This is a genomic window from Streptomyces sp. NPDC029138 (assembly GCF_055564375.1).
Genome location: NZ_JBVHWM010000005.1, coordinates 243,221 through 263,258, shown reverse-complemented (window position 1 = coordinate 263,258; position 20,038 = coordinate 243,221). Strand labels below are relative to the sequence as shown.

At 70.9% G+C, this 20,038-nt stretch carries 14 protein-coding genes and 1 pseudogene; 9 read left to right on the top strand and 6 right to left on the bottom strand.

From position 1 onward, the window contains the following. A pseudogene (locus ACZ4WH_RS08195) lies at positions 1-1,417 on the bottom strand (hypothetical protein); the annotation flags it as partial. A 181-nt stretch (positions 1,418-1,598) separates the two neighbouring features. Here ACZ4WH_RS08195 and ACZ4WH_RS08190 point away from each other — a divergent pair. From ACZ4WH_RS08190 to ACZ4WH_RS08180, 3 genes are all read left to right on the top strand, one after another. Further along, the gene (locus tag ACZ4WH_RS08190; protein ID WP_468177818.1) at positions 1,599-2,354 is read left to right on the top strand and encodes a GOLPH3/VPS74 family protein; all 756 of its coding nucleotides are present in this window, start codon (positions 1,599-1,601) and stop codon (positions 2,352-2,354) included. Positions 2,355-2,564: 210 nt separating this feature from the next. Next, positions 2,565-3,422: a helix-turn-helix domain-containing protein gene (locus tag ACZ4WH_RS08185; protein WP_468177816.1), complete on the top strand. Its 858-nt coding sequence runs from the start codon at positions 2,565-2,567 to the stop codon at positions 3,420-3,422. Between the two features lie 189 nt (positions 3,423-3,611). Beyond that, positions 3,612-3,803, top strand: coding sequence for a DUF397 domain-containing protein (locus tag ACZ4WH_RS08180; protein WP_356340786.1), 192 nt, complete (start codon positions 3,612-3,614; stop codon positions 3,801-3,803). A gap of 129 nt (positions 3,804-3,932) precedes the next feature. Here ACZ4WH_RS08180 and ACZ4WH_RS08175 read toward each other — a convergent pair whose 3' ends face one another. Then, complete coding sequence (locus ACZ4WH_RS08175) at positions 3,933-4,439, bottom strand: glutathione peroxidase (RefSeq protein ID WP_468177814.1); 507 nt, start codon at positions 4,437-4,439, stop codon at positions 3,933-3,935. Between the two features lie 103 nt (positions 4,440-4,542). After that, on the bottom strand, positions 4,543-5,571 hold the full coding sequence (locus ACZ4WH_RS08170; RefSeq protein ID WP_468177812.1) for an ArsR/SmtB family transcription factor: 1,029 nt from the start codon (positions 5,569-5,571) through the stop codon (positions 4,543-4,545). 85 nt (positions 5,572-5,656) lie between these two features. On the opposite strand from ACZ4WH_RS08170, the gene ACZ4WH_RS08165 reads away from it, so the two are divergent. The 4 genes from ACZ4WH_RS08165 (at position 5,657) to ACZ4WH_RS08150 (ending at position 13,557) form a co-directional block, all read left to right on the top strand. Continuing rightward, on the top strand, positions 5,657-6,874 hold the full coding sequence (locus ACZ4WH_RS08165; protein ID WP_468177810.1) for an MFS transporter: 1,218 nt from the start codon (positions 5,657-5,659) through the stop codon (positions 6,872-6,874). A 146-nt stretch (positions 6,875-7,020) separates the two neighbouring features. Then, complete coding sequence (locus tag ACZ4WH_RS08160) at positions 7,021-11,460, top strand: nSTAND1 domain-containing NTPase (protein WP_468177808.1); 4,440 nt, start codon at positions 7,021-7,023, stop codon at positions 11,458-11,460. A 5-nt stretch (positions 11,461-11,465) separates the two neighbouring features. Next, positions 11,466-12,989 (top strand): ATP-binding protein, encoded by a 1,524-nt coding sequence (locus tag ACZ4WH_RS08155; RefSeq protein WP_468177806.1) that lies wholly within the window; start codon positions 11,466-11,468, stop codon positions 12,987-12,989. Between the two features lie 85 nt (positions 12,990-13,074). Further along, positions 13,075-13,557: a DUF5994 family protein gene (locus ACZ4WH_RS08150; RefSeq protein ID WP_468177804.1), complete on the top strand. Its 483-nt coding sequence runs from the start codon at positions 13,075-13,077 to the stop codon at positions 13,555-13,557. Positions 13,558-13,625: 68 nt separating this feature from the next. Here ACZ4WH_RS08150 and ACZ4WH_RS08145 read toward each other — a convergent pair whose 3' ends face one another. The 3 genes from ACZ4WH_RS08145 to ACZ4WH_RS08135 form a co-directional block, all read right to left on the bottom strand. Continuing rightward, positions 13,626-14,816, bottom strand: a complete 1,191-nt coding sequence (locus tag ACZ4WH_RS08145) for a PP2C family protein-serine/threonine phosphatase (protein ID WP_468177802.1) — start codon at positions 14,814-14,816, stop codon at positions 13,626-13,628. 140 nt (positions 14,817-14,956) lie between these two features. Next, positions 14,957-15,478 (bottom strand): DUF5994 family protein, encoded by a 522-nt coding sequence (locus ACZ4WH_RS08140; RefSeq protein WP_468177800.1) that lies wholly within the window; start codon positions 15,476-15,478, stop codon positions 14,957-14,959. Between the two features lie 235 nt (positions 15,479-15,713). Then, positions 15,714-16,703 (bottom strand): STAS domain-containing protein, encoded by a 990-nt coding sequence (locus ACZ4WH_RS08135; protein WP_468177799.1) that lies wholly within the window; start codon positions 16,701-16,703, stop codon positions 15,714-15,716. 343 nt (positions 16,704-17,046) lie between these two features. Between ACZ4WH_RS08135 and ACZ4WH_RS08130 the strand changes: the two genes are divergently transcribed. Both ACZ4WH_RS08130 and ACZ4WH_RS08125 read left to right on the top strand, forming a co-directional pair. Beyond that, positions 17,047-17,721, top strand: coding sequence for a GAP family protein (locus ACZ4WH_RS08130; RefSeq protein ID WP_468177797.1), 675 nt, complete (start codon positions 17,047-17,049; stop codon positions 17,719-17,721). Between the two features lie 433 nt (positions 17,722-18,154). Next, on the top strand, positions 18,155-20,032 hold the full coding sequence (locus tag ACZ4WH_RS08125) for a glycoside hydrolase family 15 protein (RefSeq protein ID WP_468177888.1): 1,878 nt from the start codon (positions 18,155-18,157) through the stop codon (positions 20,030-20,032). Positions 20,033-20,038 lie beyond the last annotated feature (6 nt).

Below are 20,038 nucleotides of genomic sequence, written 5' to 3'. Positions count from 1 at the left end.
GTCCAGCACGGGCCATGGCGTCCGCGCCGGTCGTGGCACCCGCCTGGTCCTTAGCGTCAGCTTTCGCGTCCGCGTCGCGCTTGGCGTCCGCGCTGGTTTTGGCGCCAGCACGGGCCATGGCGTCCGCGCCGGTCGTGGCACCCGCCTGGTCCTTAGCGTCAGCTTTCGCGTCCGCGTCGCGCTTGGCGTCCGCGCTGGTCTTGGCGCCGGCACCGGTCTTGGCGCCGGCACCGGCCTTGGCGTCCGCGCCCGTCGTGGTGTCCGCCCGGTCGTTGGCGTCAGCTTTCGCGTCGGCGTCGCGCTTGGCGTCCGCGCTGGTCTTGGCGCCGGCACCGGTCTTGGCGCCGGCACCGGCCTTGGCGTCCGCGCCCGTCGTGGTGTCCACCCGGTCCTTGGCGCCAGCCTTCGCGTCCGCGTCGCGCTTGGCGTCGGCCTGGACGTTCGCGTCAGCCTTCGCGTCCGCCTCGTCCTTCGCGTCGCCCTCGGTGTTGGCCTTGGCGCCCGCGTCCGCCTTGGCCTGCGGCTCGCCCTTCGCGTCGGCCTTGGAGTCCGCGTCCGCCTTGGCCTCCGCCTCGTCCTTCGTGCGCGCGTCGGCCTTCGCGTCCTCGTCCGACTCAGCGCCGTCGGCCTCCGCCACCTCGGCCTCCGCGCCCGCGCCAGACGGGGCGTCAGCCCTGGCACCCGCGTCAGACAGGGCGTCAGCCCCGGCACCCGCGTCAGACGTGCCCTCCGCCTCGGACGAGCCCTCGTTCTTCGGGTTCTCCCCGGACGAGGTCTCAGCCTCTGTCTTCGCGTCAGCAGAGCCCTCAGTCGCGGTCTCAGCGCCCGCGCCCGCGTCAGACGGCCCCTCGGCCTCCGTCTTCGCGTCAGACGCGTCCTCGGCCTCCGGAGCCTCCGCGTCCGCGCCGGACGGAGCCTCGGCCTCAGGAGCCTCCGCGCCCGCGCCCACGCCGGACGGAGCCTCCGCCTCGTCCGTCGCGTCAGCGGAGCCGTCCGCCTCGTCCCTCGCCTCAGCGGAGCCGTCCGCCTCGTCCCTCGCGTCAGCGGAGCGCTCCGTCTCGGACGTGGCCTCAGCCTTCGTCTTCGGGGTCTTCTCCGGCTCGTCCCCGGTGTCGGCGGTCTTCCCGGGGTTCGCGGGTGCGTTCGGGCTCGGCTCGCGTACCCAGGTGGAGACCGCCGCTTGCAGGGCCGTGTCCTCGGGGTCGGCCGACTGCTTGCGCGCGGTCGGGGTTTCGGGTCGTACCGTCAGGACCTTCGTCGCCGTGTCGCCGCCCGAGGACTCCCGTTCGCGGGACACCGCGAGACGCGGATCGCGTGCCTCGGGAACCGAACCCGCGCTCCCCGACGTCGGTTCCGCCGACGACTCGCGCTGCTTCGACCTGTCGGGGGACTCGCCCGCCACCGATGCCTCCTCCATGCGCCGCACGCCTACGCGCGCGCCCTGTCCGAACCATGTACCAGTGTCCTGTGTGAGGGCTTGGCCCCTGCGGTAGACGAGAACGACATACCTGCCGGTTCCCTCACGAACCGGTCACGCACCCTCGACAGACCAATGTGAGAGGGGTCACCCTGTCATTCATCCACGCGGGGAGGCATGGATGGGCAGGAGCCGCAGAACACTTCCGGAAGAGCTTCTGCTGCTGGCACTGGACCCGGCCACGGGTACCACTGCGCAGCCGCAGTCGCTCGACCTCGGTCTGGCCGGTGCACAGCTAGTGGAGCTGGCGCTGGCCGGACGGATAGCCCCAGACGGGGATCGTATCGCCGTGGTGGTGCCACGGCCGACAGGAGATCCGACTCTGGACTGCGCGTTGGAGTTGCTGCGAAGGCGTGGCGCTCCCGTGCGTGCGGTCCATTGGATCGGCGGGCCCCGGCTGGGGCTCAGGCAGACCTACCTCTCGCATCTGGAGCGGTGCGGCATGGTCGCCGCCGTACCGGGTCAGATGTGCGGGGTGCTGCCGACGACTCGCTACCAGGCGACGGACAACGACATCAGCCGGGAGATCCGTGCCCGGCTGGACTCCGCGATCCGCACCGGCGTGCCGCCGGACCCGCGGACCGCGGCGCTCGCCGCCCTGGCGCACGCCGTCGGGCTCGGCAAGCATCTGTATCCCGGGAACGAGGGCCGGTCGTCCCGGTCCCGGTTGCGGGATCTGATCCGGCACGACCCCATGGGCGGGCTCGTCGCGCACGCCGTCATGGACGTGCAGAACGGCGCGGCCGCCCAGCCGCGCCGCGGCCCGGCCTCGGCCGGGCGGCCGGCCGCGCCCGGCGCCAGGGCCGCGGCGGAACCCGCTCGCGGGGTTCCGATGCAGCCGCATCGCGGGTCCATGGCGCGCGCCGTGGCCCACTGAGCCGTAACCCCGGTCCCCACAGACCCGGTTCGGGAGCCGCTGGTCCGAGCGGGGCGGTGAGATCACCATGGTCTCGCCGCCCCGCTCGACTGCGTCCCCGGCCGCATATCCGCGGTTTCCCAGCGGTAGAAAGCACCTTGGTGGCAGTCTGCTCAACAGCAGATACGCAAAGTGTTAGGCAACAGGCAGGCAGCCGGAGGTGCACGTCCCGTGGCGTCCAATGTCAATCCCACCGTCAGGCGGCGCCGGCTGGGCCAGGAGCTGCGCAGGCTTCGCGAGCTCAAGGGCATGACGGCCGAAGAGGTGGCGGAGCGGCTGCTCGTGTCGCAGTCGAAGATCAGCCGGCTGGAGAACGGCCGGCGAAGCATCAGCCAGCGTGACGTGCGCGATCTGTGCGGGGTGTACGAGGTCGAGGACCAGCGGATCGTCGATTCGCTGATGGAGATGGCCCGGGATTCCAGACAGCAGGGCTGGTGGCACACGTTCGGGGACATCCCGTACAGCGTGTACATCGGTCTGGAGACCGACGCCGAGTCGCTGCGGGTGTACGAACCCCAGTTGGTGACCGGGCTGTTGCAGACCCGGGCCTACGCCGAGGCGCTGGTGCAGGGCGCGTTGCCGGAGACGTCGAGCACCGAGATCGAGAAGCGTGTCCAGGTGCGGATGCGCCGACAGGAACGTATCACCGCCCAGAACAACCCGCTCCGGCTGTGGGTGGTGCTGGACGAGGCCGCGCTGAAGCGGGTCGTGGGCAGCCGGCTGGTGATGCGGGAGCAGCTGGAGCACCTGATCGAGATGTCGCAGCTGCCGCACGTCACCGTGCAGGTGTTGCCCTTCGACGTGGGCGCGCATCCGGGGCTCAATGGTCAGTACGCGATCCTGGAGTTCGCCGACGCGGCCGACTCCAGTGTGGTGTACCTGGAGGGCGTGACCAGCGACCTGTACCTGGAGAAGGCGCAGGACGTGCAGAAGTACGCCGTGATGTACGAGCATCTGCGGGCGCAGTCCCTCAATGTGGAGGCGTCCCGGAAATTCATCGCAGATGTGGCGAAACTGTACGCCGACTGATCCGGGATCGCGCCGGGCGCGGGATCGTACACCGCCGGTCCACTCCAATGGAAGGCTCACCTGGAATATGCCATCCGGTCGAGTGAACGGCTCCTCCGCGGGGAGCAGTTGCCCGGTAGCGTCGATCACGCCAATCAGACGACATGGTTGGCGTGAACCGCACTACCGCAACTCGCAACAGGAGTGGACATGGCACTGATTCAGGGCGCTTCGGAGACGTGGATGAAGTCCTCCTATTCCGCGGGCAACGGCGCTTGCGTCGAGGTCAAGTCGCCCACCGCCGCCGAACTCGCCGTCCGCGACTCCAAGACGCCCGAGGGTCCGATCCTGGCCTTCCCCGCCGACGCGTGGAACGCCTTCGTGGCCTCGGTCAAGGCGTGAGGGGTTCTCCCTGACCCTGACCCGGACAACAACTGCACAAGCACCATCAGGAGAGCCCTCTCGACCAGTCGCCGTCCTTGCCGAGAGGGCTCACCGCCTTGTCCGGGCCATCCGAGGCCCGAGCGGTGCTCAGCCGAGCTGGGCCTCGATCGCGGAGACGACCTCGGCCGACTCCGGCTCGGTCTGCGGCGAGAACCGCGCGACGATCCGGCCGTCCCGGCCGATCAGGAACTTCTCGAAGTTCCAGCGGATGTCGCCGCTGTGCCCCTCGGCGTCGGCGAAGCCCACGAGCCGCTCGTACAGCGGGTGCCGGCCCGCCCCGTTCACCTCCACCTTCTCGGTCAGCGGGAAGGTCACGCCGTACGTCGCCGAGCAGAACTCCGCGATCTCCTCGGCGGTGCCGGGCTCCTGCCCGAGGAACTGGTTGCAGGGCACGCCCAGCACGGTGAAGCCCTGCTCGGCGTACCGCTCCTGGAGCTTCTCCAGCCCGGTGTACTGCGGGGTCAGGCCGCACTTGGAGGCCACGTTCACGATGAGGACGGCCTTGCCCGCGAACTGCGACAGATCCGCGGAGCCACCCTGGAGGGCCCCGATCTCGACGTCCAGCGGGGAGCCGCTGTGCTCAGTAGTCGTCATGCCCGGATGCTAGCCCCGCCGGACCACGCCCCCCTGCCCGGCCTCGCCCAGGACATCAGCGGACCCTGCGTCACCGGCTCCTTCGCCCCGCCTTGCCAGGGCATCAGACGTCACCGGCTTCCTCGCCCGGCCCCGCCCAGGAGTCACCGGCCCTCACGTCACCGGCCCCCTTGCCCGCCTCGACCAGCGCGTCACCGGCCGCCGTCCGCAGGTACAGCACCGACCGCCCGGCCCGCCGCCGCGCCACCAGCCCCGCCTCCCGGAGCACCTTCAGATGCCGGCCCACCGAGCCCAGTCCCTGTCCGGTCACGGCGGTCAGCTGTGTGGTGCTCATCGGGGAGCCGAGGAGCACGAGCACCGCGGCGCGGCCCGGCCCGATCAGCGCGCTCAGACCGGCGGACACCACCCGGTCGCCGTCCCCGGCCAGGACACCGGCACAGGGATAGACCACTGCGTACCGCTCACGGTCCTCCCAGGCGGCCCAGCCCATGCGCTGTGCGGTCACCGGTACGAACACCAGCTCGGCGCCGGAGATCTCACGGGGCGGATACTCGTGCAGGTTGACCTGGAACCGGTTGTCGCCGAGCCACCGTGTCCCGCCCGGCCGCAGGGAGTCCAGCACGCTCGCCCAGCCGCCCTGGCTCACCTGCGCGGTCCGCGCGACCACATCCGCCTCCAGCACCCTCCGGCGCCGCTCCCAGTACGGTCGTACGGTCTCCTCCCACACCCACTTCAGCAGTACGGCCGCCCGCTCGGGCAGGTCGTCCCGGTCCAGGTCGGCGGGCAGCGGTCCGGCGAGGGAGAGACGCAGATGCGCGCGAGCGTCCGCCGGTGGGGTGGCGCGGACCCGGGCGATCCCGTCCGGGAAGCTCTCGCCGTCACGGGGCGTGGGCGTGAGGAAGTCGGCGATCCACTCCCGCCCCAGCCCGGCCGCCACCAGCCGGGCCGTCACCGGGTCGGCCGCGAGCCGGGCCCGGTAGGCGGACAGGTGCGTGCCCAGCCAGGTGTGCTCACCAGGATGCGTCCCTCGCCCGACGTGCAGCAGCTTCAGCCCGGCGAAGGTCTCGGCGAGCGGCGAGATGACGAACCGGCTCCGGGCCAGGGTGTCCGCGTTGAGCTGCCACCACCCCACGAGCCCCTCCTCGTACGCGTACGGACCTTTCGCACGACGGCGAAACACTAACGAGCCCGCTGCGGCCCGCCCGAGACTCCGGGACATGCCCAGCTACCGATCCCTGTTCCGCACCCCGGAGTTCACCCCGCTCTTCCTCGGCGCCGCCGCCCAGAACGCCGCCGGCACCGTCGGAGGCCTCGCCCTCGGCACGCTCGTGTACCGGGCGACCGGCTCCCCGCTCCTGTCGGCGCTGAGCATGTTCGGCCCCTCGCTGGCCCAGGTGCTCGGCGCGACCGTCCTGCTCTCCGGTGCCGACCGGCTGCCCCCGCGCACCACCCTCGCCGCCATCTCACTGACCTTCGCCGCCGGTACGGCGGTACAGGCGCTGCCCGGTCTGCCCGTCGGCGCGCTCTTCACCGTCGTCCTGGTCCTGGGTCTGGTCGCGTCCCTCGGCGGCGGGGTCCGCTGGGGGCTGCTGAACGAGATCCTCGCCGAGGACGGCTATCTGCCGGGGCGTTCGCTGTTCAACATGATGAGCGGGCTCATGCAGATCGCCGGGTTCGCCACCGGCGGCGCCCTGCTCGCCACCCTCTCCCCACGGGCCTGTCTGCTGCTGGCGGCGGCCCTGTACCTGACAGCCGCGCTCGTCCTGCGCCTCGGCCTGAGCGCCCGTCCGCCCCGGGCCACGGGCCGTCCCTCGCCGTCGGCGACCTGGCGCGCCAACGCCGAGCTGTGGTCGTCCCGCCCGCGCCGCCTCACCTACCTGGGCCTGTGGCTGCCCAACGGCATGGTCGTCGGCTGCGAGTCCCTCTACGTGTCGTACGCCCCGCAGGCGGCAGGCACGCTGTTCGCCTGTGGGGCCCTCGGCATGTTCGCCGGGGACGTGACGGTGGGCCGTCTGCTGCGGCCTGCGGTCCGGCGCCGGCTGGCCACCCCGCTCCTGTTGCTGCTCGCGACGCCGTACCTGGCGTTCTTCGCGCGCCCGCCGGTACCGGTCGCGGTGGTCTGCGTGACCGTGGCCTCCGCCGGTTTCGGCGCGAGCCTGGTCCAGCAGGAGCGGCTGATGAGCCTGACCCCCGGCGACCTGGCCGGCCAGGCTCTGGGACTGCACTCGGCCGGCATGCTGACCTTCCAGGGCGTGAGCGCGGCACTGGCCGGCGCGGTGGCCCAGTTCTCCTCGCCGGCCGTGGCGATGACCGCGATGGCGGCGGGCTCGGCCTGCGTGACGCTGGCACTGGCCACGGCCGCCCGACGTGCTCCGGCCCGGCCCTCCGCAGAGCCCGTGCCGGCACGTCGTCCCAGGAGGGGTGCCGACACCTGATCCGCCGACCTATGTACGCCTCGGTCCCCCTTCTGCGTGAGGCGGATCGGCGTGTCACGGGCCGTCGGGAAACCATCCCGTGCGCGGGCGGATCCTTCGCTGTTTTTCCTGGTTCCTCCAGGTGTGAGCTGGGCTATGGTGCTCACGTGGACTTGGGGATGATCCAGCAGTGGTACCCCGTGGGTACGGATGTCGTGGTCTATCTTTCCGGGGGACGGTCCGCTCGGGGGCGTCTGGAGGCGGTCGGAGCCGACAGCCTGGTGCTCGTCACCGAAAAGGGACCCACTCTGCTGCGCGCCACCGCGATCGAGCAGGTGGAAGCCATGAGCCCGGCCGCGCCGGGCAGCGCCGGACCCGTCGCGCCGGATCCGCCCGCACCGCCGAGCCCGCCACCGCCTCCGGCGCCCGTGGTGCTGTCCGCCGCCTGGGACGTGCTGGCGGGCGAGTTCGCGATGGACATCGGTCAAGCCCGGCTGACCACCCCGGCGTTCGGCCTCGACCCCGAGTTCGAGCTGGGGTACACCGAGGCCAAGGAGATCGAGGGGCACATCAACCGGGCCAAGAACCGCCTGGACTCCGCCCGGAAGTTAGGTGAACCGTCGCGCGTGCCGGGGGCGTTACGCGACCTGGTGACCGCCGCCGACGCGTGCGACTACCCACCGGCGTTCCACCTCGCCGCCCTGCTGCTCCTGGAGCGCATCGACACGGAGGCGGCCCGGCGCCAGGCCGAGGCGTGGATGGCGGAGGCCGTGTACTGCGGTAACCGGTACGTCTGGGACCTGGCCGTGCTGCGGATGAGCAACGGCCGTGTCCGGGAGGCGATCGAGGCCCTCGGCGAGGGGCTGAGGCACAGCCCCGCCGACCACAGCGACGACCTGCTGCTGCGGCTGTTCCTCGCCCTGGTGCTTCAGGAGGGTGACGCCGACGCGGCGGCCTCGGCGCTCGGCGCGGCGGAGCAGGAGAGCCCGGGGCAGCGGTGGGTGGCCACCCGCGCCGGTCTGTATCTCCTGTCCCGGCTGTCCCCGGAGCGGGCGGCACCGCTGGAGCCGTTGCTGTCCGCGCCGGCACCGACGCCCGATGATCTCCGCCAGGTCGTGGAAGCCCTCCAGCCGGGCACGGACGCACTCCCTCTCGTCCCACCGCAGACGGCGCGAGTCCCCGCCGCTCCCGCCGCCCCTCAGGCGCACCCCCTGCGCCCGGCCCCCGGCGGACCCGCGCCCGCTCCGGCCGCGGCCGTGGCCCACACCGCCGGGCGCCGGCCCCCGGCCGGCCGGCCCGGGCCCGGTCCGAAAGAGCCCCAGCTCCATGTGGCGGCGGCGCGCAACCAGCTCAACCAGGGCAACCTCGACGCCGCGCTGAAGATCGCGCAGAACGCCCTGGCGAGCCATCCCGGCCACGCCGAACTGCTGGAGATCACCGAGACCGCCCAGCGGGAGAAGGCGGCGCGGACCCTGGCCGGCCCGGCGTCCAGGCGCACGGCCCAGGCCCAGCCGGTCCGGAGCCACCGCTCGGCCTACGCGCGGGCGCAGCACGCCGACACCCAGGAGAAGGACTGGCCCAAGGCCGAGCAGCTGTACCGCCAGGCCCTGACGGAGGACCCGAACAACGAGCGGGCCCGGCGCAGCCTCGCCTGGGGGCTGCACCGCTACAAGCGCAGCGGCGAGGCGCTGGAGCTGCTGCGCGACCCGGGCGTCGTCGTCCAGGACACCCTGCCGCACCAGAACATGATCATCACGATCCTGAGCGACACGGGCAACTGGGACGAGGCCGCTCGGCTGCTGGAGGACCTGCTCAAGCGGGAGCACTCCAAGCAGACCCGGACCGGTCTGCTCAAGCGTCTGATCGTGCTGTACCGCAGGCTCCGGGACGCCGAGCGGGCGAAGGGCGCGGCGCAGCGCCTGCTCAACCACGGCCCGCGCAACCCTGAGTTCCGCAGCCTGTGGGAGGAGGTGGAGAAGGCCGAACGCTCAGGCATCTGGGACAAGATCGACCAGCTGCTCGCCAAGAGCGACTGGAAGCCGGAGCAGCCCGGCTCCATCAGCCCCATCCTCCTGCTGCACCTGGACCGCTGCGAGTACGCCGGCGTCAACCCGGCCCGGGTGCAGGAGGGCACCCTCAGCGAGCGGGACGTGCAGGAGCTGGACGAACTCATCCGCACGCTGGGGTCGCGCAGGTCCGCGGACCGCGCGGCCTACAACCTGTCGGCGGCCCGCATCCTGCGGGACCTCAACCAGTCCGAGGACGACCGCTTCCTCAAGTCCCTGCGGAGCTTCGGGGCGGCCATGGGCGACCTGTGCACGGCCGAGCGCCGGCACGGGGACGTCACGCGCACCTACTACGCCGAAGCGGTCGCGCTGGGCGGGTGGGACGACATGGGGGAGCTGAAGGTCAAGCAGTTCGTCCTGTCGTACCTCGACCCGGACTCGCCGCAGCCGCTGTCCCGCCCGACGTTCGAGAAGTGCCTGCAATGGGTGCTGGAGGACGAGAGCCTGCACCGGCCCCTGACCTTCGGCCTGCTCAGCCTGATGGCCAGTGGCTCGGACCGGGTGCGGCGGGAGATCGTCTCGCGCACCTTCCGCGTGGCCCACATCAGGGACATCCTGCTCGGACAGCTCTGCGACTACCTGGACGAGGACAAGTCGTCCAGCGTGCACGACGTCTACGCGGAGCGGTGGCAGCAGGCCCTGCGCAAGCTGCGCCAGGAGCTGGACGCGCAGCGCCAGTCGCTCCAGCTGCCCCTGAACCGCAGCGAGCCGCTGGGCGCCCTGGCCGAGGACCAGCAGCTGCTGGAGCGGGCGAGGGACCTCGCGCCCACCACACCGCTCGACATCGACCGCCTCAAGAAGGTGGCCACCACCCTGGCGGACATCCACGGTTACCTGGAGCAGCCCTCGTACCTGGAGCAGGAGCGGCTGGAGTCCAAGATCCGCACCGCCGTGCGGGAGCTGGTCGCCACCATCGAGACGTATCCGACCCGGCTGAGCCTGGAGTACCTGGTACCGCTGCTGACCAAGCTGGACCGGGCGCTCGCCGGTCACTTCCGGGACGTCCAGCGGGCCGCCGAGCCGACGGACCTCGAAGTGACCAAGGTGCTGTCCAGCTACGCCCCCAGCGCGGCGTCCACCATCCACGTCCAGCTCAGCGTCAAGAACCTGCCCCGGCGCAGCCCGGCCGTCGACGTGATGCTGCGCGTGCTGGACAACGCGGACGACTACCAGCCGGTGGCCGAGCCGATACCGGTCGCCCACAGCCTGCGCGACGAGCAGACCGAGACCTGCACGCTCCCGCTGGTGGTGACGCCGCGGGCCATAGCCGAGCAGGTGCTCACGCTGCACTACAGCCTGGAGTTCATGGTGCGCTCCGACCGGCGCATCGTCACCGAGCCGCGCACGTTGCCGCTGCGGCTGAACGACTCCCAGGACTGGAAGCCGATCCGCAACCCCTACGCCGAGGGCGCTCCCGTCGAGGACGAGGAGATGTTCTACGGCCGCGGACAGCTGATCCAGATACTCGTGGACTCCCTGGAGCGGGCCGACGCCAAGTGCGTGGTGATCTACGGCCAGAAGCGCGTCGGCAAGTCGTCGGTCCTGCACCATCTGCAACGCGCGCTCAAACCCCCGGTGCTCGCGGCCAAGTTCAGCATGGGCGAACTCGCCACCAACCTCACCCACGCCAACCTGCTGTACAAGATCTCCAACGCGTTCTTCCGCCGCCTGGAGGAGCTGGAGGACGAAGGGCTGCCGGGACTGGACCTCTCCCGGCCGGTGCTGCGGGAGTTCATCGACAGCGGCTCCCCGGAGATCCACTTCGACGACTACATGCGGGACATCCTGCGGCGGATGCACCGGAGCGACGCCTACCGCAACTGGCGGATGGTGCTGCTGCTCGACGAGTTCACCGTGCTCTACGGCGCCATCGAACGCGGCGATCTGCCAAGGGAGTTCATGAAGTCGTGGAAGGCCATGCTGGAGAGCAAGCTGTTCAGCAGCGTGGTCGTCGGCAACGACCTGATGCCGCGCTTCCTCAAGGCGTTCCCCAACGAGTTCCAGGTGGCCCGGCAGGAGCCGGTGTCCTACCTGGACGAGGGGCCCGCCAAGGCACTGATCACCGAACCGATCGCCCTGGAGAACCGGGAGAGCCGCTATCGCGGCGACTCCGTCCAGCGCGTCATCGAACTGACCGCCCGCAGCCCCTACTACATCCAGCTGTTCTGCAACCGGCTCGTCCACCACATGAACGCCGAACGCCAGCCGCTGATCGGACCCGCCGACGTGGACAACGTGGCGGCGGCGCTGGTCAGCGGGGACAGGGCGCTGCTCCAGGAGCAGTTCGACAACCTGCTCACCCCGGGTGACGCGGACGTCAGCGACCTGTCGGACGAGACCGTGCTGGGGGTGCTCAAGGGCAGCCTGTCGGGTCACCGCCGCGACCTCCACCTGGACGGCCGCAAGGCCCGCGAACTGCCGGAGGGCCCACGGGTCATCGAGGACCTGCTGCGCCGCGACGTGATCGTCCGCGAGTCCGAGGACCGCTACCGGATCAAGGTGGGGCTGTTCGCGGAATGGCTCTGGCACAGGAAGGCGTAGGGCCCATGGCAGACCTGACGGCCGGGACTCCCGGCAATCCCTTCGCCACCGTCGGCCATCCCGTCCACGGGGACAGTCACGTGGGCCGGACCAGCCCCATGGAGATCCTTCAGGAGCGGGTCCTCTCCCAGTCGACCGCCGGCGCCACCGCCATCATCGGCCCGCCGCGGATCGGCAAGTCCAGCCTGGCCTACCACGTGTTCATGCGCCCCGAGGCCCGGGAGACATGTCCCCGGCTCCTGCCGGTCTGGATGAACGTACGGACCCAGGCCGGCATCCAGCAGGTGTTCCGCAGGCTCTCCGACGACGTCTGGGAACTGCTGACCGAGCGGTCGGACGGGAACGACCGGCGCACCGAGGAGGCGTACGAGAGGGCCGTGGAGCCCGGCCTCCCCTGGGCCCAGGCGCAGAGCGAGACCCAGGAGTTCCTTCGGCTGGTACGGCGGCGCGGGTGGCGGGTCGTCCTGATCCTGGACGAGTTCGACGCGGCCCGTGACGTGTTCAAGTCCCAGCCGGGCACGTTCCAGGCGCTGCGGGAGATCGCGTACAACCTGGACTGGAACATCGGCCTGGTCACCACCTCCCGGCGGGAACTGAGGGAGATCGTCGACATGGCCGACCCCGACGAGTCCACCTTCGCCGGGATCTTCCGCTCCCTGTTCCTGACCTGCTTCGACGCCGACGAACTCGGCGCGCTCGCCGCCCGGGTGCCGGGCCTCGCACCGGACGAGGGCCCGGACGCGGCCGTCGCGCGCCTGGCCGAGCTGACCGGTGGCCACCCCTATCTGGCCAGCGTGCTGCTGGACCGGGTGTGCGGCGCCGTCCGGGGCGGCCCCGTACGCCTCCTGGACGAGATCGAGGTGCTGGCGCAGACCCTGCCCGCGGAGTTCCAGTACTACTACCGGGACCTGGAGGAACTGCTGCGCGCGGACGGCCGGCTCCGCGCCCTCCTGGAGGTCGTCCTCGGCCCGCAACTCGTCGTGACCCCGGACGACGCGCAGGTCCTGCTCCAGCAGGGGCTGGTCAGGGTGCGAGAAGGGTCGTACCGGGCCTTCTCCGACCACTTCCAGCAGTACCTCACGCTCATCGGACGCAAGCTGGGCCACTGGGACAACTGGATGGCCGTGGAGCGGCGCATCCGCGACCTGGTCGAGTCCGTCTTCGAGGACAGATACGGCACCGACTGGCCGACCGAGCTGCGCAGGGTCCGCCCCAAGCTGGTCCCCATGCTGGACCACTGCGAGGAGCTGCGAGCACGGGAACTGCGGGCCTTCGGCGCACAGGGCTCCACCCGCATCCTGGACTTCACCTACCCGCGGGACCTGTACGACCTGATGGCCTCCCACTGGGACCTCTTCGGCCGCCTCCTCAAGAAGGACAAGAACTACTGGAACGAACGCTTCTCCCTCCTGGCAAAGGTCCGCAACCCCATGGTCCACAACCGGATGTCCGTGGTCACGCCGGTGGAACAGCGGGCGTTCCAGCTGTACTGCGACGAGATCATGGAGATGCTGGACGGGGTGGGCTGACAGGCGGGGGTGGCAGCAGGAGTAGCGTGGCAGTTGCGAGGCGGGTGCCGTTTTCGCACCGGCTCCCCGAAGACGGGTGGTCCTCATGACCGGCTCCCCTACACCCCCTGTTTCCCGGTGTCTGCCCAGCGGTGTCCACGAGGCCGTGCGGCCGGGGTGCGCTCTGCTGCGGCTGGAGACCACGGAGTCGCGCGAAGGTGTGCTCGACGGTGCGTGGTGGCCGCGCTCGCGCGATATCGGGGCCGAGCTGCCCGCGCTGCTGAGCGCCCTCATCGAACACCTCGGACCCGTGACCCGCGTGGGGCTGGACACCGCGGCCTGGGAAGGTCTTCCGACACGGATCGTCGTGGACGACCGGGTGGTGCACATCGACTCGTTCCCGGTCGGTGACGACACGGTCCTGGTCACCCGGGGCGACCAGGACATCTTCTCGCTGCTGGTGGTCCCGCCCGGCGCGGCACCGGAGGCCGCCCGCGCCGCGATGGCCCAGGCCGTCCGGGCGGACAACATCAGTCAGGCGGAACAGATCCTCATCGACACCGGGAGCGGACGGGGCCCCGCGGGCTGAGGGTTCGTGCGTGGGAGGCCGGTCCGGGGCCGGGCGACAGCGCCCGGGGCCGGACGACCGTGGGGACGTCAGCCGCGCCACTCCACCATGAGCAGCGTCGCGTCGTCCGTGGTGCGCCCGCCCCGACACCGCTTGAGCGTGTGGGACAGGGAGCGCGTCACCGCCCGGATCCCGCGTCCGGTCTTCTCCAGCTGGTTCACACAGTCGATCAGCTGTTCCTCCCCGAACTCCTCCCCGCCTCTCTCGTGCTCCTCGACAAGTCCGTCGGTGAAGCACAGGACCCGGTCCCCGTGGTCCAGCCTCAGCTCGCTGACCGGTGGCTTCGGGCCGCCCAGGCCGACCGGCAGGGTCGTCGGGGCGATCAGGCGCTCCGCGACGCGGTGGTCGCGGACGAGGATCGGCGGCGGGTGACCGGCATTGACGAACTGCACGTGTCCGGTCGTGGTGTCCAGCCGCATCATCTGCGCGGTGACGAAGTGTTCGGGGCCGAACTGCTTCGCCACGGCGTGGTCCATGAAGTCGTAGGTCGCCGACAGCCCGATGCCGAGGCGGCGGGCGTGGCGGTAAGCGCCGATGGCCACGGTGGCCATCGTGGCCGCGTCCAGTCCGTGACCCATCGCGTCGATCATGACCACGTGGAGGATGTCCTCATTGAGGGCGTAGTCAAAGCTGTCACCCGCGACGTCGTAGGCGGGTTCCAGGATGCCGGCCACCGCCACCCGGGGCATGATCATCGCCAGTGGTGGCAGCAGGGACCACTGGATCTCCGCGGCGACGCTCATCGGTTCGCGGCGTCGCACGCCGAAGAACAGGTCGGAGTAGCCGTGCTTGGTCACCAGCAGGTCGGCCACCAGGCCGGAGAGCCTCAGCAGCAGGCGGCGGTCGTCGTCATCGATGCTGTCGAGCGTCACTGCCATGACGCCCACCTGGTCGCCGCCGTCCAGCAGCGGCAGATAAACCTGTACGCGGTCGTCCTCGGGCACCTCGACGAGGACGGCGTCGAGAAAGCAGCGGCCCGCCTCGGAGTCGTCGATCATCTGCGGTTCGCCGGTGGTGAGGCCCTCGCCGGACAGTGGCACGAGCAGCAACTGGCCGTAGTCCTGCAACAGCACCTGCGGACGGCGGCCGCCCAGCCGCTCCACCACGTCGGCGACCAGCGGCCCGATGAGATGGGGAGGAAGCTCGTGCGCGCGATCGAGAACCGCTCCCAGCAGCGCTTCCCCGAAGCTCTCGGAGCGGTCCGCAGGCCGTGCAGACATCATCCGCTCACCGCCATGATCCGCTTGAACCGGCTGCGGTGGGCGGGACGGCCAAGGGTTTGCTCGCGCCATCGTTCCACCGGGGACGTCGACGGCCGGACCAGCCGACCGGTCACATGGGCCCGACAGGCGTCGGGCCCTCACCTGAGTCCGTGTCCTCCTTCCGCCTCCCATGCGGCCTCTCCGGCGAGTTCTTCCTCGGCGAGTGCCAGCATGCGCTGCGCCGGCAGCGGGTTCTCGGGGTCGGCGGCGGCCGTCAGCAACCGGGTGGCCACTCCGGCCGGCTCGTCGGGTGGAATCACCAGCAGCTCCCAGCGCCCCACCGTGCCGCAGTCCACGCTGATGGCGTGGCCCTCGGCCGCGAGGTCGGTGCGGACCACCTCGATCACATGGCCGGGCGCCGTCATGGTCTGCGGGGCATCGGGCCAGGAGGCGGTGTCCACGGTGACGCGGGTGACGGTGCCGACACCCGGGTCCAGTGAGCCGACCAGCGTGGGCAGCTCCAGCTCCAGCGCGTCGCACCGTGGCCACCAGGCGCCGTCCAGCGGGCCGTGGCTGACGTCGGGCGTCAGGCTCAGCCGGGGCAAGGGCATCCGGTAGGTCGATCCGTCATGTGCGTCATCTCGTGACGTGGCTTCGGCGGACTGTGCGATGGCGTCCATCGTGCGATCCTGTTCCGGGCGGCTTGCGGCTGCCCGCGTCTGTCACTCGCCGGGAACGGCGCCGCCGTGGTCGTGCGCCCGAAAAGCTCTCGGTGAGGTCAGGGTACCTCCGGCCGTGACAGGCGGCGCGAGGTTCCGAACGAGGCGGCCGTACCGGCTTGGACGGCGGGCCGTACCGGCTGGACGGCGGAGCCTTCTGTCGCCCGCGCAACGGATGTCCGACGCGGACGCTCGATCATCGGCCTGCCGGGAACGGCGCTCCCCGAGGCAGGATCAGCACACAGGGAGCGACCGGACCGGGCAGCCCGACGATCTCTCCCATGTTCTGCCAGTCCCAGGACTCGAAGGCGGCTTGTCCGGCCCGGTCGGCCGGATGGAGCAGGGCGACACCGAGAGCGGCGTGCCGATCGGTGAGCAGACGCTCTTGCAGGCGGTGGGCGATGTCGCGGTGCTGCGCGTGGGGATGGGCCACGACCTGTGTGAGAACCAGGAACCGTGCGCAGGCGGTGAGCCGTTGGATGCTCTGTTGCAGCATGCGGTCGAACCCTTCCCGGTCGGAGCCGCCGGGGCCCACCGGAAAGCCGTAGGCGCAGCCGACCAGCACCGTCGTCTCGGCGATGAGCAGCGCGAAACCGGGGCGCCGGGCACTGCCGGCCAGGCGGTGCAGGAACACCGCACGGTTGTGGAACGGTTCACCGGCGGTGTCCGCGACGGATGCCATGGCCAGGTCCGCGATGTCCTCCTCGATCCCCTCGGTCTGCCAACGGGTCAGCCGGCGCAGGCGGATGCCGTCCTTGACGGCCGGTCCAGGAGCGGGGGGACCCAGCGTGCGCTTCCCATCGGCCGGCGGACCCGGGACGGCCGCTTCCAGGAGGTCGCGTGGCAGGGCGGGGGACACGGGATCGGTGGGGGCCGGGAGGAGCAGGGGGGTGGATCCGGTGACGTCGAGGAGCCGGGTGATCTGCGCGCACGGGTGGTGCAGCCGCAGCCGGGCGTGCACCCGGCCGGCGCGCCGTGACGCCGACAGAAGGACGTCCAGGCCCCGGGTGTCGCAGGAACCGACCGTGGCCAGGTCGACGTCGATGACGGTGACGCCGTCGCGCAGACACTGCTCCAGTGCGGCCCGCAGCAGCGGCGCCGTGGCCGGTCCGATCTCACCGGCGAGCGTGACGAGTGTCCCCTCCCCGCGGTTCCGCCGGTGGATGTCCAACCGGGTAAGCACCATCACGCCTCCCCTCGACGGGGGCCCGGGGCGGTACGGACACGGGGTACGCCATGCCCTCGGTACCTCCACCGTACGTCGCCCGCGGCCGGAAGCGGAGGCGACCGGGGCGAGGATTCGACCGGTCCGTCGGTGCGGCGGACGACGCGGTTCCGGTGTTCCCGCGCCCCAGGCGGATCACCCGTTCGTCGCGGGAAACGCGCCGCCGGGACGTTCGCCGCCGATGATGTCCGAAGAGGGCAGGTGCGATTTCCCTGGCGAGGCGTCGATGCCGTTCAGGCGGTCCGGGGGTCGATGAGGTCCCTGTTCGCCGCTGTCGCGGATCGCCGTCTCTGGAGGCCGTTGTATGGGAAAGGTTCTTGGCGATGTCCTGGGATACGCGGCTGGTGTCCTGATCAGTCCGCTCCCGATCATCGCGATCATCCTGGTCCTGGCGACGCCCAGGGGCCGTCTCAGCGGGTCGGTGTTCGCGGTCGGCTGGCTGGTGGGGCTCTCGGCCCTGGGAGCGATCATGCTGGCGGTCGGCGGCTCGGGAGGTGCCTCGCACCACGCGCAGCCGGCCACCTGGGTGGGGGCTCTCAAGCTCGCGCTGGGAGTGCTGCTCGCCCTGTTCGGTGCCCGGCAGTGGCACCGGCGCCCCCGGGATGTCTCGCAGGCGCAGTTGCCGAAGTGGATGGCCGCGATCGACCGTTTCTCCCCCGTGAAGATCTTCGCCCTCGCCCTGGCACTGTCGGCGGCCAACATCAAGAACGCCGCGTTCACCATCGCCGCGAGCGCCTCGATCAGCTCGTCCGGCGTTCCCACCGGTCAGCAGATCGGGGCGCTGGCGCTGTTCGTGGTCATCGCCTCGCTGGGCATCCTGGCCCCTCTGGCGGTCTTCCTGGTCGCGGGTGAGCGCGCGAAGAGCACGCTCGCCGGCTGGAAGAACTGGGCCGCCCAGCACAACACCGCCGTGATGGCGGTGCTCTGCTTCGTGATCGGGCTGAAGCTGCTCGGGGACGGCATCGCCGTCCTCACCTGATGACGGTCCGGGCGGTCGCTCAGGCCACGCCGTGATCGCTTGTGGCCCACCAGGCACTGGGCGCTGCTGGAAACTCCTGCCGACCGTCACCACCGTAGGCGTTCCGCGGCGACGGCCGCTCGTCGAAGACACCCAGCCGGGCTCCGCCTGCGGCGGCGGTCGGCAGTGCGTGGGCGTCGAGGTCGGCCGTTCCGCCGTACGACGAGGTGCGCTTGGTCTGCCAAGGTGGTGCAATGGACGCAGCGCTGTGAGAACCGCCGGACGGCTGGGTGATCCTTCGGGCCCCCTCGGCGGAAGAAACGACGTCCAGGCGACCCGTCGTACTCGCCCTCGGACCGCCAGGGAACATGCCGCCGCTCCTTCCCGCGATGGCTCGCAGCACGGCGGCACGCGGCGGCCGGTGAGCTGACGTCGTTCTCCCGCTTCTCCCGCTCTGTCCCCGCGAGGCCCGGCCGACGAACCCGAGGAACCCGAGGAACGTACGGGAGTCACCATGGACCGCTATCCGCCCATCGCCGACCACGGTCTGATCGGTGACCTCCAGACCGCTGCTCTGGTCTCCTCCCGTGGCGTGATCGACTGGTTCGCGGCTCCCCGGTTCGACTCGCCGAGCGTCTTCGCCTCCCTGCTCGACCACGACCGGGGCGGATACTTCATGTTCGCCCCGCAGGACCGTGAGGCTGTCTGCAAACAGCTCTACTACCCGGACACAGCCGTGCTGGTGACGCGGTTCATGTCACCGGCCGGCGTCGGCGAGGTCCTTGACTGCATGCCACCCGACAAGGCCCTCGTACCGACAGACCGCCACGCCGTGGTGCGTCTCGTACGCGCCGTACGCGGTACCGTGCGCTTCTCTCTGGAGTGCCGGCCCCGGTTCGACTACGGGCGGGCCGCCCATGACCTCGATCTGACCGACGGGGCGGCCGTGTTCCGGGCACCGGCGCAGACCGGTTACCTCCAGGCCACGTTCCCCGTGCAGCGCGACGCGCGGGACGTTCGGGGCGAGATCACGCTCGAGGCCGGGCAGACGGCCGCCGCCGTCTTCACCGTCTGCGACACCGGCGGGGAGCCGCCGGCCCCCGTCACCCTGGAGGAACTGTCCGATCAGCTCGGCGCCGTCGGCGAATTCTGGCAGAGCTGGCTTCGTACCTCCCGCTATCGCGGCCGGTGGTCGGCCATGGTGAACCGCTCAGCCATCACCCTCAAGCTCCTCACCTACGCCCCGACGGGCGCACCGGTCGCCGCGGCCACCATGGGACTTCCCGAACAGGTCGGCGGCGAGCGCAACTGGGACTACCGGTACACGTGGGTCCGCGACGGTTCCCTCTCCGTACGGGCGCTGTTGGACCTGGGATTCGTCGACGAGGCGGCCCGGTTCACACGCTGGCTGGGCGACCGGATGCGTGACCGCGCCGACGCGTCGGGCGAACGTCTCCAGATCATGTACCGGGTGGACGGAAACCCCGACATCCCGGAGGAGACCCTCGACCACTTCGAGGGTTACCGCGGTTCCGCCCCGGTGCGGGCGGGGAACGCGGCGATGGACCAACTGCAACTCGACATCTACGGCGAGGTGCTCTATGCCCTGTCCGAGAGCCGGGGGGTGGGTACCCAGACCGGATACCACGGCTGGAAGGGGCTGGCCTCGACCCTGGACTGGCTCGCCGACACCTGGGACCGGCCGGACGAAGGCATCTGGGAAACCCGCGGAGGCCGCAAGGACTTCACCTACAGCCGAGTGATGTGCTGGGTCGCCTTCGACCGCGGACTGCGCCTGGCGCGGGAGTTCAGCCGTCCCGCCGACATCGCCGGCTGGACCGCCGCACGCGACGCCATCCTGGAACAGGTGATGGAACGGGGATGGAGCGACAAGGAGCAGGCCCTGGTCCAGCAGTACGGCGGCCACGTCCTCGACGCGTCGCTGCTGCTCATTCCCCGAGTCGGTTTTCTGGCGCCCATGAGCCCCGGCTGGCTGTCGACGCTCGACGCGATGGATCGCACCCTCGTCTCGGACAGCCTCGTCTATCGCTACGACCCGATGGCGTCTCCGGACGGACTGCGCGGCTCCGAGGGGACCTTCAGCCTCTGCACCTTCCTCTACGTCGACGCACTCGCCCGGGCCGGCCGCGTCCGACAGGCGCGTTACGCGTTCGAGAAGATGCAGACGTACGCCAACCATGTGGGCCTGTTCGCCGAGGAAATCGGCCCGAGCGGCGAACAGCTCGGCAATTTCCCCCAGGCCTTCACCCATCTCTCCCTCATCATGGCCGCCTCCACTCTCGACGACGCCCTCGACCGCGAGCAGGCGTGACACGGG